At 65.6% G+C, this 13,331-nt stretch carries 12 protein-coding genes; 1 reads left to right on the top strand and 11 read right to left on the bottom strand.

What is annotated here, in order from left to right; translation table 11 throughout:
- Window positions 1-13 precede the first annotated feature (13 nt).
- Window positions 14-652, bottom strand: a complete 639-nt coding sequence (locus KKR91_RS06625; RefSeq protein WP_237687521.1) for a TetR/AcrR family transcriptional regulator — start codon at window positions 650-652, stop codon at window positions 14-16.
- Window positions 653-760: 108 nt separating this feature from the next.
- On the opposite strand from KKR91_RS06625, the gene KKR91_RS06620 reads away from it, so the two are divergent.
- Complete coding sequence (locus tag KKR91_RS06620) at window positions 761-2,266, top strand: YhgE/Pip domain-containing protein (RefSeq protein WP_210230909.1); 1,506 nt, start codon at window positions 761-763, stop codon at window positions 2,264-2,266.
- Between the two features lie 48 nt (window positions 2,267-2,314).
- On the opposite strand, the gene dnaE is transcribed toward KKR91_RS06620, so the two are convergent.
- The 10 genes from dnaE to KKR91_RS06570 form a co-directional block, all read right to left on the bottom strand.
- Window positions 2,315-5,854, bottom strand: a complete 3,540-nt coding sequence (dnaE, locus tag KKR91_RS06615; protein WP_210230908.1) for a DNA polymerase III subunit alpha — start codon at window positions 5,852-5,854, stop codon at window positions 2,315-2,317.
- A gap of 107 nt (window positions 5,855-5,961) precedes the next feature.
- On the bottom strand, window positions 5,962-6,897 hold the full coding sequence (locus KKR91_RS06610) for an RluA family pseudouridine synthase (RefSeq protein WP_237688461.1): 936 nt from the start codon (window positions 6,895-6,897) through the stop codon (window positions 5,962-5,964).
- Window positions 6,894-7,508 carry a signal peptidase II gene (lspA, locus tag KKR91_RS06605; protein ID WP_210230907.1) on the bottom strand — a complete coding sequence of 205 codons (615 nt, stop codon included), beginning with the start codon at window positions 7,506-7,508 and terminating at the stop codon, window positions 6,894-6,896. The genes KKR91_RS06610 and lspA overlap by 4 nt, the downstream gene beginning before the upstream one ends.
- Window positions 7,509-7,653: 145 nt before the next feature.
- Complete coding sequence (locus KKR91_RS06600) at window positions 7,654-8,337, bottom strand: DivIVA domain-containing protein (RefSeq protein ID WP_210230906.1); 684 nt, start codon at window positions 8,335-8,337, stop codon at window positions 7,654-7,656.
- A 156-nt stretch (window positions 8,338-8,493) separates the two neighbouring features.
- Window positions 8,494-8,781: a YggT family protein gene (locus KKR91_RS06595; protein ID WP_210230905.1), complete on the bottom strand. Its 288-nt coding sequence runs from the start codon at window positions 8,779-8,781 to the stop codon at window positions 8,494-8,496.
- 66 nt (window positions 8,782-8,847) lie between these two features.
- Entirely contained in the window at window positions 8,848-9,387 is a 540-nt protein-coding gene (locus KKR91_RS06590) for a cell division protein SepF (RefSeq protein ID WP_210230904.1), read from the bottom strand.
- Window positions 9,388-9,461: 74 nt separating this feature from the next.
- Window positions 9,462-10,247: a YggS family pyridoxal phosphate enzyme gene (locus KKR91_RS06585; RefSeq protein ID WP_210230903.1), complete on the bottom strand. Its 786-nt coding sequence runs from the start codon at window positions 10,245-10,247 to the stop codon at window positions 9,462-9,464.
- Window positions 10,248-10,315: 68 nt separating this feature from the next.
- The gene (locus tag KKR91_RS06580; protein WP_210230902.1) at window positions 10,316-11,032 is read right to left on the bottom strand and encodes a purine nucleoside phosphorylase YfiH/LACC1 family protein; all 717 of its coding nucleotides are present in this window, start codon (window positions 11,030-11,032) and stop codon (window positions 10,316-10,318) included.
- 52 nt (window positions 11,033-11,084) lie between these two features.
- On the bottom strand, window positions 11,085-12,281 hold the full coding sequence (ftsZ, locus tag KKR91_RS06575; RefSeq protein ID WP_210230901.1) for a cell division protein FtsZ: 1,197 nt from the start codon (window positions 12,279-12,281) through the stop codon (window positions 11,085-11,087).
- 226 nt (window positions 12,282-12,507) lie between these two features.
- Window positions 12,508-13,290: a cell division protein FtsQ/DivIB gene (locus tag KKR91_RS06570; RefSeq protein ID WP_210230900.1), complete on the bottom strand. Its 783-nt coding sequence runs from the start codon at window positions 13,288-13,290 to the stop codon at window positions 12,508-12,510.
- Between the last annotated feature and the right edge of the window lie 41 nt (window positions 13,291-13,331).

The raw sequence follows: 13,331 nt of genomic DNA, 5'->3' as shown, positions 1-13,331 counted from the left end.
GAAGGCAGCTGCGTTACGGCCGGGGACCGGATTTGGGACGCGTGAGGTTCTGCCAGGTGAACGCGACAAGGTTCAGCTGTGCCGGGCGGCTGCCGCTTCCGGCAATCTGCTCGTTCAGCCGCCCGTCGTAGACCGCCAGCAACAGCCGCGCCAGCTCGGCGGGATCGACGGTAAACTCAGCGTCCTGCGCGTCGGCCACCCGGATCAGGGCAGCGGTCACAGCCTCGGACAGAACGGCCCGCTGCTCGGCGACAACCGTACGTACACGCTCGGACCTCCGGGCCGCCAGCAGCAGCTCCAGCCGCACGGCATGCCACACCGTATCGGACGTGAAATCCGCCATGCCTTCGAGGACGCGTTCGACGACGAGAGTGGGTTCCAGCCCGCCGGGCTGAAGCCATTGGTCCAGCTGCCCGTTGAGCCGTTTAGCCAATTGCCGCGCGTGCTCTTCATACATGGCCAGCGCCAGATCCGTTTTCGAGGCGAAATTGCTGTAGAACGCACCGCGGGTGAAGCCCGCCGCGGCGCACAGCTCCTCAACGCTGGCACCTTCAAGGCCCCGCTCCGCAAAGACCGCGGCCGATGTGGCCAGCAGCCGGCTTCTCGTGGCCGACCGCGACCTCTTGGCCGGTTCGGCTTCAGCGGGCTCCATAACGTGTTCCTCTCTCCTGCGGGGCATCTTCACACGATACAGGGGTGTATCGTCGAATGAAGTCAATACACTCGTGTATCCAAGTCGTTCGAATAAGGAACTGCCCGCATGTCCACGTCCACCCCGACACGTTCCCGCCACGCTGCCCGCCCGGCGGGCCGGCCGCCGGCCTCCCCCTACCGGTCGCCCATGTTCTGGCTGCTGCCCATGCTGGTGGTTGTCCTCCTGGCGGCCATCGGCACGGGACTCTACATGGGCGGGCTCGCCAATCCGACCGGGCATTTGAAGGACTTCCCGATTGCGGTGGTGAACGAGGACGCCGGCACGGGCGCTGCCGCCGACGGCACAGGTGGGCAGAATCTGGGCCAGGAAATTCTGAACGGCTTTGCTGACCGGGCTGCGGAAGGAGAGGAACTGGACCTGCGGGTCCTCTCCTGGGCCGATGCACAGGAGCAGCTCGGGAACGGGGAGGTCTACGCTGCCGTGGTTATCCCCGCCACCTTCTCCTCAGACGCCGCAGGACTGGTCAGCGGAGCCTTGACCGAGGAGCCTGCTGCCCGTCCAGCCGTCACCGTCTACACCGACCCCAAGGCCGGCGCCCTGGCGGCCCGGCTGGCGACGGGCATCATCGAACCGGGGCTGAAAGAGGCCAGCACCTCGATGGGGGAACAGCTCAGCAGCGCCGCGAAGGATGCGCAGGCCCAGGCCCGTGCCGCCGTGGAACAGCAGCTGAGACTTTCCCAGGATGACCAGGCCCGCCGGACGCTGGAGGCAGCGGCCCAGGCAGGACCGACAACGGAAGCCTTTGCGCGGCAGCTGATCCAGCAGCAGGCAGGAACCCCCGCGCTGCTGGCTCAAACGCTGGCACCCGTGGTCAGTGCTTCCTCCACCCTGCTGCTGCAGGAGCCCATCCAGATCAGCTCCGTCACCTACCACCCGGTGGAGGAAGGCACGGCCCTGGGCATGGGCTCCTTCTACTACGCCATCCTGCTCCTGGTCCTGGGGCTGACCGGTTCCATTGGCGTGAATGTCCTGGTCGACGGGAAGCTGGGAATCATGCCCCTGGAACTGGGGCCGCAGTTCCTCCAGGCCCGGCGCACCACACCCTCCCGCTGGATGACCATGCTGGTCAAGTGGGGAATCTTCGTCGCTGCCGCCGCGCCGGCAGCCAGCATGGTGATGTGGGTGGCCTCCGCGGCGGATGTTCCGCTGCCCAGCGGAGGAACACTGTTCCTGGTCAGTTGGCTGGCAATGTCCGCTGTGTCAGCGGCGGTTTTCGCCCTGTTGACCATCTTCGGCAACGCCGGCCTGCTGGTCGCGATGGTCTATCTGGTCCTGATGGGCCTGCCCTCATCCGGCGCTGTGGTGCCGGTGGAGGCACTGCCCGGTTTCTTCCGGGCCATCGCCCCCTGGGAGCCCCTGCACCACATCGCCACGGCAGTCCGGGGCATCCTGTACTTCGGAGCGGGAACGGACACCGGGCTGGGCGCCGATGTGCTCGCCCTGACCATCATCCTGGCGGTCTCGCTGCTTGTCGGCATCCTGGCGGGAATCGCCTATGACCGGTTCTTTGGCCGGCGCGGGGTCAAGCCAACCGACACGGCAGCGGCCTGACCGCCGCCGGCCGACGCATCTGACCGGCCTGACCTGACCGGCCACGTCCTATACGTCCAGGCAGGCCGGTCCCAGCAGCACCTTGAGGTCACCGAACAGCGACGGCGTTGGATTGACCCGCATGTCCACGCCCAGTTTCATGACTTCGACCGTCCGGGAGCCGTTCAGCCGGATCTGCACCTCCGAGGTTCCGGGGTGGGTCCGGAGCACGTCGCCGAGCTGGGTCACCACGGTTTCGGTGGCCTTGTAGGTGGCCATGGAAATCACCACCGGACCGGAATGGCCCTCGCTGAGGTCCGGAACGGTCAGTTCCTGGGCGTTCAGGGTCACGGCGCCGTCGTCGCGGCGCTGCAGCCTGCCGCGGACCACCACGATCAGGTCCTCGGCCAGCACCGCGGCAATCGGCCCGTAGACCTGACCGAAGAACATGACCTCCATGGAGCCGGCCAGGTCCTCGATTTCGCAGCGGGCGTAGGCGTTGCCGCTGTTCTTGGCAATCCGGCGCTGGAGCGAGGTGATCATCCCCGCAATGGTGACAATGGCGCCGTCGGCCGGGCCTTCCTCACCCACAATGTTGGTGATGGAGGAATCGGCGTGCTGGCTGAGGATGCCCTCGAGCCCCTGCAGCGGATGGTCCGAGACGTACAGTCCGAGCATGTCGCGCTCGAAGGAGAGCTTGTCCTTCTTCTCCCATTCGGGCAGGTCGGGGATCTCGATGCTGATCGAGTCCTCCGGCTCCTGGTCGGCTATCGCAGCGAAGAGGTCGAACTGGCCCACCGCCTCGTTGCGCTTGAGCACGACGACGGAGTCAATCGCCTCTTCGTGGATCATGGCCAGCGGCCGCCGGGCGTGGCCCATGGAGTCGAACGCGCCGGCCTTGATCAGCGATTCGATGGTGCGCTTGTTGCACACCACCGCCGGGACCTTCATCAGGAAGTCCTTGAAGTTGGTGAACGCACCCTTTTCCTCGCGGGCGGCCACCATGGACTGCACCACGTTGGCGCCGACGTTGCGGATGGCGCCCATGCCGAAGCGGATGTCGGTGCCTACCGGGGTGAAGTTCACGCTGGACTCGTTCACATCCGGCGGCAGCACCGTGATGCCCATCTTGCGGCACTCGTTCAGGTACATGGCCAGCTTGTCCTTGTCATCACCCACCGAGGTGAGCAGGGCCGCCATGTATTCGGCCGGATACTGGGCCTTCAGGTAGGCGGTCCAGTAGGAAACCACGCCGTACGCTGCCGAGTGGGCCTTGTTGAAGGCGTAGTCGGAGAAGGGCAGCAGGATGTCCCAGAGGGCCTTGATGGCGGCCTCGGAATAGCCGCGGTCCACCATGCCCTGGTGGAAGCCGGCGTACTGCTTGTCCAGCTCCGACTTCTTCTTCTTACCCATGGCGCGGCGCAGGATGTCGGCCTGGCCGAGGGTGAAGCCGGCGACCTTCTGCGCGATGGCCATAACCTGCTCCTGATACACGATCAGGCCGTAGGTGGTGCCCAGGATTTCCGCCAGCGGCTCCTCGAGCTCCGGGTGGATCGGCGTGATTTCCTGCTGCCCGGTTTTACGCAGGGCGTAGTTGGTATGCGAGTTCGCACCCATGGGGCCCGGCCGGTACAGGGCGATGACGGCGGAAATGTCTTCAAAGTTGTCCGGGCGCATGCTCTTGAGCAGCGACCGCATGGGGCCGCCGTCGAGCTGGAACACGCCCAGGGTGTCGCCGCTGGCCAGCAGTTCGTAGGCGGGTTTCAGGTCCAGCGGCAGGTCTTCCAGGACGAGGTCCTCGCCGCGGTTGTTCTTGATGTTCTCCACCGCGTCCGAGACGATGGTCAGGTTTCGCAGGCCGAGGAAGTCCATCTTGATCAGCCCCAGGCCTTCGCAGGTGGGGTAGTCGAACTGCGTGATGACCTGCCCGTCCTGGTCGCGGCGCATGATCGGGATGATGTTGATCAACGGGTCCGAGGACATGATCACGCCTGCGGCGTGCACACCCCACTGCCGCTTCAGGCCCTCCAGGCCCAGGGCGGTATCGAAGACGCGCTGCGAATCGGGGTCGGTGCGCAGCAGTTCGCGCAGTTCCTCCGCCTCGCCGTAACGCTTGGCTTCCTTGTTGTGGACATCGGCCAGGGACAGGCCCTTGCCCATCACGTCCGGCGGCATGGCCTTGGTCAGCCGCTCCCCCACCGAGAAGGGGTAGCCCATGACGCGTGAGGAGTCCTTCAGCGCCTGCTTGGCCTTGATGGTGCCGTAGGTGACGATCATGGCCACACGCTCGTCGCCGTACTTCTCGGTGACGTAGTGGATCACCTCGGAACGGCGCCGATCATCGAAGTCGACGTCGAAGTCAGGCATGGACACACGGTCCGGGTTCAGGAACCGCTCAAAGATCAGGCCGTGCTGCAGCGGATCCAGATCGGTGATGCCCATGGCGTAGGCCGCCATGGAGCCTGCGCCGGAGCCGCGGCCGGGACCGACGCGGATCCCGTTTGCCTTGGCCCAGTTGATGAAGTCGGCCACCACGAGGAAGTACCCCGGGAAACCCATCTGGGCAATGATGCCCACTTCGTAGTCGGCACGCTTGCGGACGGCGTCGGTAATGCCGTTCGGGTAGCGGCGGTGCAGGCCGGCCTCCACTTCCTTGACGAACCAGGACTCCTCGTTCTCCCCCTCCGGAGTGGGGAAGCGCGGCATGTAGTTGGCGTTGGTATTGAATTCGACGTCGCAGCGCTCGGCGATGAGCAGCGTGTTGTCGCAGGCCTCGGGGTAGTCGCGGAAGATCGCCCGCATCTCGGCCGGGGATTTCAGGTAGAACTCGTCGGCGTCGAACTTGAAGCGTTTCGGGTCCGCCAGCGAGGAGCCGGACTGCACGCACAGCAGCGCGGCATGCGCGGAGGCGTCTTCGGCGTGGGTGTAGTGCAGGTCGTTGGTGGCGACCAGCGGCAGCTTCAGCTCCTTGGCGAGCTTGAACAGGTCCGCCTGGACGTTGCGCTCAATGTCCAGGCCGTGGTCCATGATTTCGCAGAAGAAGTTGTCCGCACCGAAGATGTCGCGGAAGTCGGAGGCGGCCTGGACGGCCTCACGGTACTGGCCCAGGCGCAGTTTCGTCTGTACCTCGCCGGACGGGCAGCCGGTGGTGGCGATGAGGCCCTTGCCGTAGGTCTGGAGCAGGTCACGGTCCATGCGTGGCTTGTAAAGGAAGCCCTCCAGGGAAGCCAGGGAGGACATCCGGAACAGGTTGTGCATGCCCTCGGTGGTCTCCGACCACATGGTCATATGCGTGTAGGCACCGGCGCCGGAGACGTCGTTGCGGCCGCCGTCGCCCCACTTCACACGGGTCTTGTCCGCGCGGGCGGTGCCGGGGGTCAGATACGCCTCCACACCGATGATCGGCTTGATGCCGGCGTTGCGGGCCTTGTTCCAGAAGTCGAAGGCACCGAACACGAACCCGTGGTCCGTTGTGGCCACCGCGTTCATTCCCAGCTCTTCGGCATGGCTGAAGAGGTCCGTCAGACGGGCCGCCCCGTCCAGCATCGAATACTCGGTGTGGTTGTGAAGATGGACAAACGATTTCGAAGAACTAGTTGCTGAAGCCACCGAACCATTCTAGGCCCGGTCCGCGCAGGCTCCGGACGGCACGCCGCCCCGGAGCCTGCATGTCTGTCACGCCCTGTGGGGCACGACGCAGTCCTGCTGCGGGCGGCTCAGACGTCGCCGCGCTGCAGGGCGTCCAGCGCATACTGCAGGTCCTGCGGGTACTCGCTGAAAACCTCGACCCTTTCCCCGGTGCCGGGGTGGGCGAAGGCCAGCTGCCGGGCGTGCAGCCACTGGCGGGTCAGGCCCAGTTCGGCGGCCAGCTTGGCCTCGGCGCCGTACGTGAGATCTCCGGCACAGGGGTGCTTGAGGGCGGAGAAATGCACGCGGATCTGGTGCGTGCGGCCGGTTTCCAGGTGCACCTCCACCAGGGAGGCCTTGCCGAAGGCTTCCAGGACCTCGTAGTGGGTGACCGACGGGCGGCCGCCCTCGAGGACGGCGAAACGCCAGTCATAGGAGGGGTGCCGTCCGATCGGCGCGTCAATGGTGCCGCGCAGCGGATCCGGCAGGCCCTGGACCACGGCGTGGTACATCTTGTCCACGGTGCGGTCCTTGAAGGCCTGCTTGAGCTGCGTGTAGGCGTGCTCGGTCTTGGCCACGACCATGGCCCCGGAGGTGCCCACGTCCAGGCGGTGGACAATACCCTGCCGCTCGGGGGCGCCTGAGGTGGAGATGCGGTAACCGGCTGCGGCCAGCCCGCCGACCACCGTGGGGCCAACCCATCCGGGCGAGGGGTGCGCGGCGACGCCTACGGGCTTGTCGATGACCACGAAGTGCTCGTCATCGAGCAGGATTTTCAGTCCCTCCACCGGTTCGACGACGACGGCGAGGGGGTCGCGCAGTTCCGGGATGTCCACGGTGACCTTGTCACCGGCGGACAGCCGGTCGGATTTGCCCAGCGGCCGTCCGGCCATGCTGAAGTACCCGTCGGCGAACCAAGGGGTGACCGTGGAGCGGGAAACCTCCAGGAGCTTAGCCAGGACCGCATCGGCGCGGCCGCCGTCGGCTTCGTCCGGGATCTGCAGGACGGTGTGAATCTCATTCATCGGTTGCCTTCGTCATTCTTGGTATCTTCTGTGCCGGTTGCCGGCGTATCTTCCGGGGACTCGCTTGCGGTCAGTTGGCCGTCCATCCCGATTCCGCGCAGGGTCAGCAGGCAGATCAGCACCACGCCGCAGACCACGCAGGAGTCGGCAATGTTGAAAATCGCGAAGTTCGGCAGTGCGATGAAGTCCACAACGTGCCCCTGCCCGAAGGACGGGGCCCGGAAGAGCCGGTCAGTGAGGTTGCCCAGTGCGCCGCCCAGGACCAGGCCCAGGGCAATGGCCCAGGTCAGGGAGCGGACCTTGAGCATGAGGTAGAGCAGGAACCCGCTCACCGCCACCATGATCAGGGTGAACACCCAGGTGTAGTCGGTGCCGATCGAGAACGCCGCGCCGGGGTTGAGGATGTAATGCCAGCGCAGCACCGGCGGCAGCACGTCGGTGACCTGGCCAAGCACCATGGTGCTTTCCACCCACCATTTGGTGAGCTGGTCAAGGCCAAGGCCGACGACGGCGCACGCGGCCATGATCAGGGCGTAGCCGGACCAGCCGGGCCGCACGTTGGCGCCACGGCCCGCAGCCTTGGCCGCAGGTTCCTCAGAAGATTTTGTCATGGTGCTTTCGTTCGTTGGGGCGCATCGCGGGACGGCCCGACCGGGAAACGCGACAGGCCGGCTGGCCGGGGCGTCCCGGCCAGCCGGCCCGTGCTTTATCTCAGTTTAGTGCACCCGCGGATTGCTGCGGGTTCCGTTCGGTGACTTACGCGTCAGCGGTCTCCGAGGCAACGGAGCCGCGGGAGTCCAGGTCACGCAGCTGGCCTTCGATGTAGGCCTTCAGGCGTGCACGGTAGTCGCGCTCGAAGCCGCGCAGCTGCTCGACCTTGCGCTCCAGGACAGACTTCTGCTGTTCCAGGTTGCTGAGGATCTTGCGGCTCTTGTCCTGGGCTTCACTGACGAGGCCGCTGGCTTCGATCTGGGCTTCGGCAATGATCTTGTCGCGCTGCTCGACACCGGCACCGACGTAGTCGTCGTGCATCTTCTGGGCCATGGCCAGGATGCCTGCGGCGGTCTCGGTGCTGTTGGCTGCGGGCGCTGCAGCCGGAGCCGCGGCCACCGGTGCTTCGACCTTCGGCTCTTCGACCTTGGCAACGGGAGCCTTGGGCTCCTCAACCTTGACGGGCTCGGGCTTCTCTTCCTTCACCGGCTGCGTGACCTGTTCGGTCTTTGCTGCAGCGGAGACGGGGGCCGGGATGGAGCCCTCAGCTGCGTTGCCTGCTACGCATTCAGCCAGCTGGCGGCGCAGGTCTTCATTTTCTGCGCCCAGGCGGCGAAGCTCCACGACGATCTCGTCGAGGAAGTCATCTACCTCGTCCTGGTCGTAGCCTTCACGGAACTTAGTAGGCTGGAACCGCTTGTTTACAACATCTTCTGGCGTCAGAGCCATCTGGTCACCTCACACTGGTTATAAGATTCGCCTGCGAGTCAAGCAGACGGTTCTACGTACAGAATTACGGACATACAAAATCTAAGGGGTCTTATTCTTTTTCACAGTATATCTATCGGTGTCGGAAAACTAACCGGCCCCCGCGCACCGCAGTGCCTAGATGAAGCTGCGAACGATCGTTTTGGCGATCGCCACCACAATGAACAGCACCACGAAGGCCAGGTCCAGGGAGATGCCGCCAAGCCTCAGCGGGGGTATAAACCGCCGCAAAAGCCGGATGGGCGGATCGCTTGCACTGTAAATAACCGTTGCCAGTACCAGCGCCGGCCCCTTAGGGCGCCACTGACGGGCAAAGATCTGGACTGCGTCATAAACAATCCGCAGCAGCAGCGCAAACTGAAAGAGGACCAGCAGTAGGTACAGCAGGGAGAAAATAATACTCACGCGTGTGGTTTCGTTTCCGGGGAAGCCTCAGCAGCCCGCATCAGGTCCGCCGTGGCGGAGACGCGGTCAGCTCTGGTTGAAGAATGCCGACTGGGACTCGCTGACCTTTTTGTCATCCCCCAGCACCTCCACGTAGGACGGTGAGAGAAGGAAAACCTTGTTGGTCACGCGTTCAATGCTACCGCGCAGTGCAAACACCAGACCAGCGGAGAAATCCACCAGGCGCTTGGCGTCTGCTTCGCCCATGTCCGTGACGTTCATGATCACGGGAATGCCGTCGCGGAAGCTCTCGCCGATGATCTTTGCATCGTTGTAGGAGCGGGGGTGGACGGTGGTGATCTGGCGCAAGCCAGCCACTTCCTCTCGGGATGAAGGGGCGCGCTTGATGGGTGTCACGGGCGCCCGGTACTCTTCGACGGCCGTGCGGACCACGGGAGCCGCAGCCGGCTCAATTTCGCGCTCGGGGCGCTGCGGGCGCTCGTACTCGGGTGCGTATTCTTCGCTGCGGGCGGGGGTTTCCCGCTGGCTTTTCTGCTCAGACTCGTAGTGCTCATCACCATCGGCGAGCCCAAGGTAAATCATTGTCCTGCGCATTGCGCCAGCCATGGTTGCTCCTTCTAGTCCTTCAGCGCCGTAGCACCCGTCCCTCGCCAGATGAGAGACATTTCCTGTATTAGACGCTACCGCACGGCGGGCCGCGGCCCGAGAATATCCGAGCCGATGCGCAGGTGTGTCGCTCCGTGCGCCAGGGCGGCTTCCAGGTCCCGGCTCATGCCTGCAGAAATCCCCGACGCTTCGGGATACTCAGCGCGCAGCCGGTCGGACAGGGCCTGCAACCGGGCAAAAGCCGCACCGGGGTCCTCCTGCAGCGGGGCAACGGCCATCACGCCGGCCAGCCGGAGACCGGGCCGGGCAGCCACCGCGTCAGCGAGGGCAGGCAGATCGGCCGGCATGGCTCCCCCGCGGCCCGGCCCTCCCCCTGGTTCCCCGGCTGCCGGGACGGCGCCGGGTCCGCTTGGGTTCGGGTTCCGCAGGTCCACCTGCAGGAAGCAGTCCAGCACGGCACGGGGCGGCAGATCCGCGTCGGCACGGCGCTGCTGCTCGACCGTCATTGCCTTGTCCAGGGCGCTCACAAGGGAAAGCCGGTCCACGGAGTGGACGGCGGCGGCGTACCGCACGACCGACTTGGCCTTATTGCTCTGGAGCTGGCCGATGAAGTGCCAGGAGAGCCCCAGCTGTGCGGTTTCCGCGGACTTGGCCGATGCTTCCTGGTCCTTGTTCTCACCGACGTCCTGCACGCCCAGCCCGGCCAGCAGTTCAACGTCAGCGGCCGGGAAGTACTTCGTGACCACGATGAGTGTGGGGTCGGTCCCGGCGGGCGCGGCGACGCTGATGCGGCGGCGTACCGTTTCGAGCCGGGCGGCAAGTTCGTCGCGGCGGGCGGCCGGGGAGGTGCTGGAAGTCATAGCGGGATTCCTAGGATCGTGCAGCTTTTGGTTCGTGCGGTGCGTGCAGTGTGGAAGAGGGGCGCGGGTCAGCGGCGCCAGATCACCCCGGCGAAGCGGCCGGCGGCGCTGCTGCGCCGATGGGAGTAAAGATCATCCGATTCCAGTGTGCATCCGGGAAGGCGGATCACCTGGACATCCAGGGCTGTGAGCTCGGCTTCGGCGCCGGCGGGCAGGTCAAGTGCGGGCGTATCCCAGCGGGTACGGGAGGCCAGTACGGGCAGCCGGGCCTTGGCGTCGGCCAGCATGGCCTCGGGGACTTCGTAGCAGGCGCCGCAGACGGCGGGGCCGATCCAGGCCCGCAGCCCGGTGGCTCCGGCGCTGCGCATGGTGGCCACAGTGTTGGCCAGGACGCCGTCGAGCAGACCGCGGCGCCCCGCGTGTGCGGCTGCGGTCACGACCCCGCCGGGCCCGCGGCCGGCCAGGAGGACCGGCACGCAGTCGGCGACCATGACGGCCAGCGGACTGCTGCCATCGGCGCTGACCAGGGCATCAGCCGTCGGCACGGCGGACGGGGACCCTGGCCCCAAGCCATCCGCGGTATCCACGGTGGCCACATCGGCGGAATGGACCTGGTTCATGAACCGGAGCGATCCGGCGGGCACCTGCATCCGCTTTTCCAGCGCGGCCCGCCGCAACAGCACCTGCCCGGGATGGTCTCCGACATGCAAAGCGAGGTTGCCCGCCGTTGTGTTGGTGAATGCAACCATCAGGCCGTCACCGGCCTGTGTCTGCCACCAAAACATCGTCGAACAACCTCGCTGCCGGGCTGCTCCGGGTTGACCCCGGAACGCGGTATTACTTCAGGAAATCAGGAACGTCCAGGTCGTCGTTCCGTCCGGTGGACAGGTCCGATTCCACAACGGCCGGCAGGTCGACGTCGAACCCGGCGTCAGCCGGAACGTCGCTGTGCTGTGCTGAGCGCTGCGACCAGGCCGAGAGGCCGGCGGAAGCGGGAGCCGCTCCGGCGTAGCCAACAGCTGCCGGAGCACTGACGGGCGGTGCTGCAGGCTCGGCAGGCTTGTGCGAGACCGGCTGCGAGGTGACGTCCACCTGATCGAAGCCGGCGGCGATGACCGTGACCCGTGCTTCGTCACCCAGGGCGTCGTCAATAACGGCACCGAAGATGATGTTGGCTTCGGGGTGGGCCACTTCCTGGACCAGGCGGGCTGCTTCGTTGATTTCGAAGAGGCCCAGGTCGGAGCCGCCCTGAATGGAAAGCAGGACGCCGTGGGCGCCGTCGATGGAGGCTTCGAGCAGAGGAGAAGCTATTGCCAGCTCGGCAGCCTTTACGGCACGATCCTCCCCTCGGGCGGAGCCGATGCCCATGAGGGCCGAACCGGCACCCTGCATGACCGACTTGACGTCCGCGAAGTCGAGGTTGATCAGGCCCGGGGTGGTGATCAGGTCGGTGATGCCCTGGACGCCGGAGAGCAGCACCTGGTCGGCGGAGCGGAAGGCGTCCAGCATGGACACGTTCCGGTCGCTGATGGAGAGAAGGCGGTCGTTCGGGATCACGATGAGCGTGTCGACTTCGTCGCGCAGCGTGTCGATACCGGACTCTGCCTGGTTAGAGCGGCGGCGGCCTTCGAAGGTGAAGGGGCGCGTCACCACACCGATGGTCAGTGCACCCAGGGAGCGGGCGATGCGGGCCACGACGGGCGCGCCGCCGGTACCGGTGCCGCCACCCTCGCCTGCCGTCACGAAGACCATGTCGGCCCCGCGGAGGACTTCCTCAATCTCCTCGGCGTGGTCCTCGGCAGCCTTGCGGCCCACCTCGGGATCCGCGCCGGCGCCCAGGCCGCGGGTCAGCTCACGTCCGACGTCCAGCTTGACGTCGGCGTCGCTCATCAGCAGTGCCTGCGCATCGGTGTTGATGGCGATGAACTCCACGCCTCGGAGTCCAACGTCGATCATCCGGTTTACGGCGTTCACGCCACCGCCGCCGATGCCGACGACCTTGATGACGGCCAAGTAATTCTGCGGTGCTGCCACGTCCTGTGTCCCTTGTTCGAATCTGTGCAACTGATCATTGGTCGGCCGGGTCTCCCGGCCAAAGCCTTGAACCTGAACTGGAACCTTCAAGCGAGAACATTAAGCCTCTACTTGAGGGTTATAGTTATGTCAAGTAATCCTCTACCTGTGACGCTATGGGGCGACAAGGGGTTCTGCAATTACCTCTGCCGCGTGTCGGCATTTTCTTTCCCCGAGGAGGGAAAGATCACCGTGTCACCGGAGCATTGGGAGTGCTGACGTCAAATACCTTGACCGCCGGCTCCTTGGCCGGCATGCCCAGCATCGCCTCCAGGACACGGGCCTTGGCAACGTTCGATTCGGCACTGCCCCAGAAGACGCTCTGGCCGTTCACGAGCTTCAGTTCCACGGAATCCACCGATCCCGCCGAGGCATGGTCCAGCTGTTCCAGGACCTTGGGCGGAAGGACCGACAGAACCGAGGTAACGGTACTGAACACCCGGCTGTTCACTGCCTCGGTCCCACCGTCGATGAGCGGCAGCCGCGCCTGTGCGCGGTTCACGGCCGTGCCGATGGTCCGGCCCTCCGCGTCAATGAGCAGGAAGCTCTCACCGCTTTGCAGCACGGCTACCGGCACCCGTTCGGTAATGCTGACCACGATTTCCGAGGGCGGCTGGGCAATGACCTCGACGCCGGCCACTTCGGGCCTGTCTGCCAGCAGGGCAGCCACGTCGGCATCGGAAATGGTGGTCAGCGGCTCCCCCATCAGGGGCTGCAGTGCCCGCTGGGCCTCTTCGGTGGGCAGCAGGGAGTTGCCCTGCACCGTCACCGTTTTCAACGCCAGCGCCGGTGAGAAGAACAGCAGGGCGAAAAAGGCGCCCAGCACGACGACGGCGGTCAGCCCCCAGCCAATCAGCCGGCGTTTCCGGCGCCGGGCGGGCGGCTCGGGAAACGCCAGCACCGTGGCGCTGACGACGTCGCCGCCGGACTGCGTGTCGACGGCGGCATCGGCGTTGGCGCCGGTTTTCACGCCGGTCCTGGTGCCGGTTTTGGTGCTGGCACTGCCGTGAA

It is taken from the genome of Arthrobacter jiangjiafuii, from assembly GCF_018622995.1.
Lineage (GTDB): Bacteria > Actinomycetota > Actinomycetes > Actinomycetales > Micrococcaceae > Arthrobacter_B > Arthrobacter_B jiangjiafuii.
Note: the sequence above shows the minus strand (reverse complement) of the source record. Positions and strands in the feature narration are given on the sequence as shown.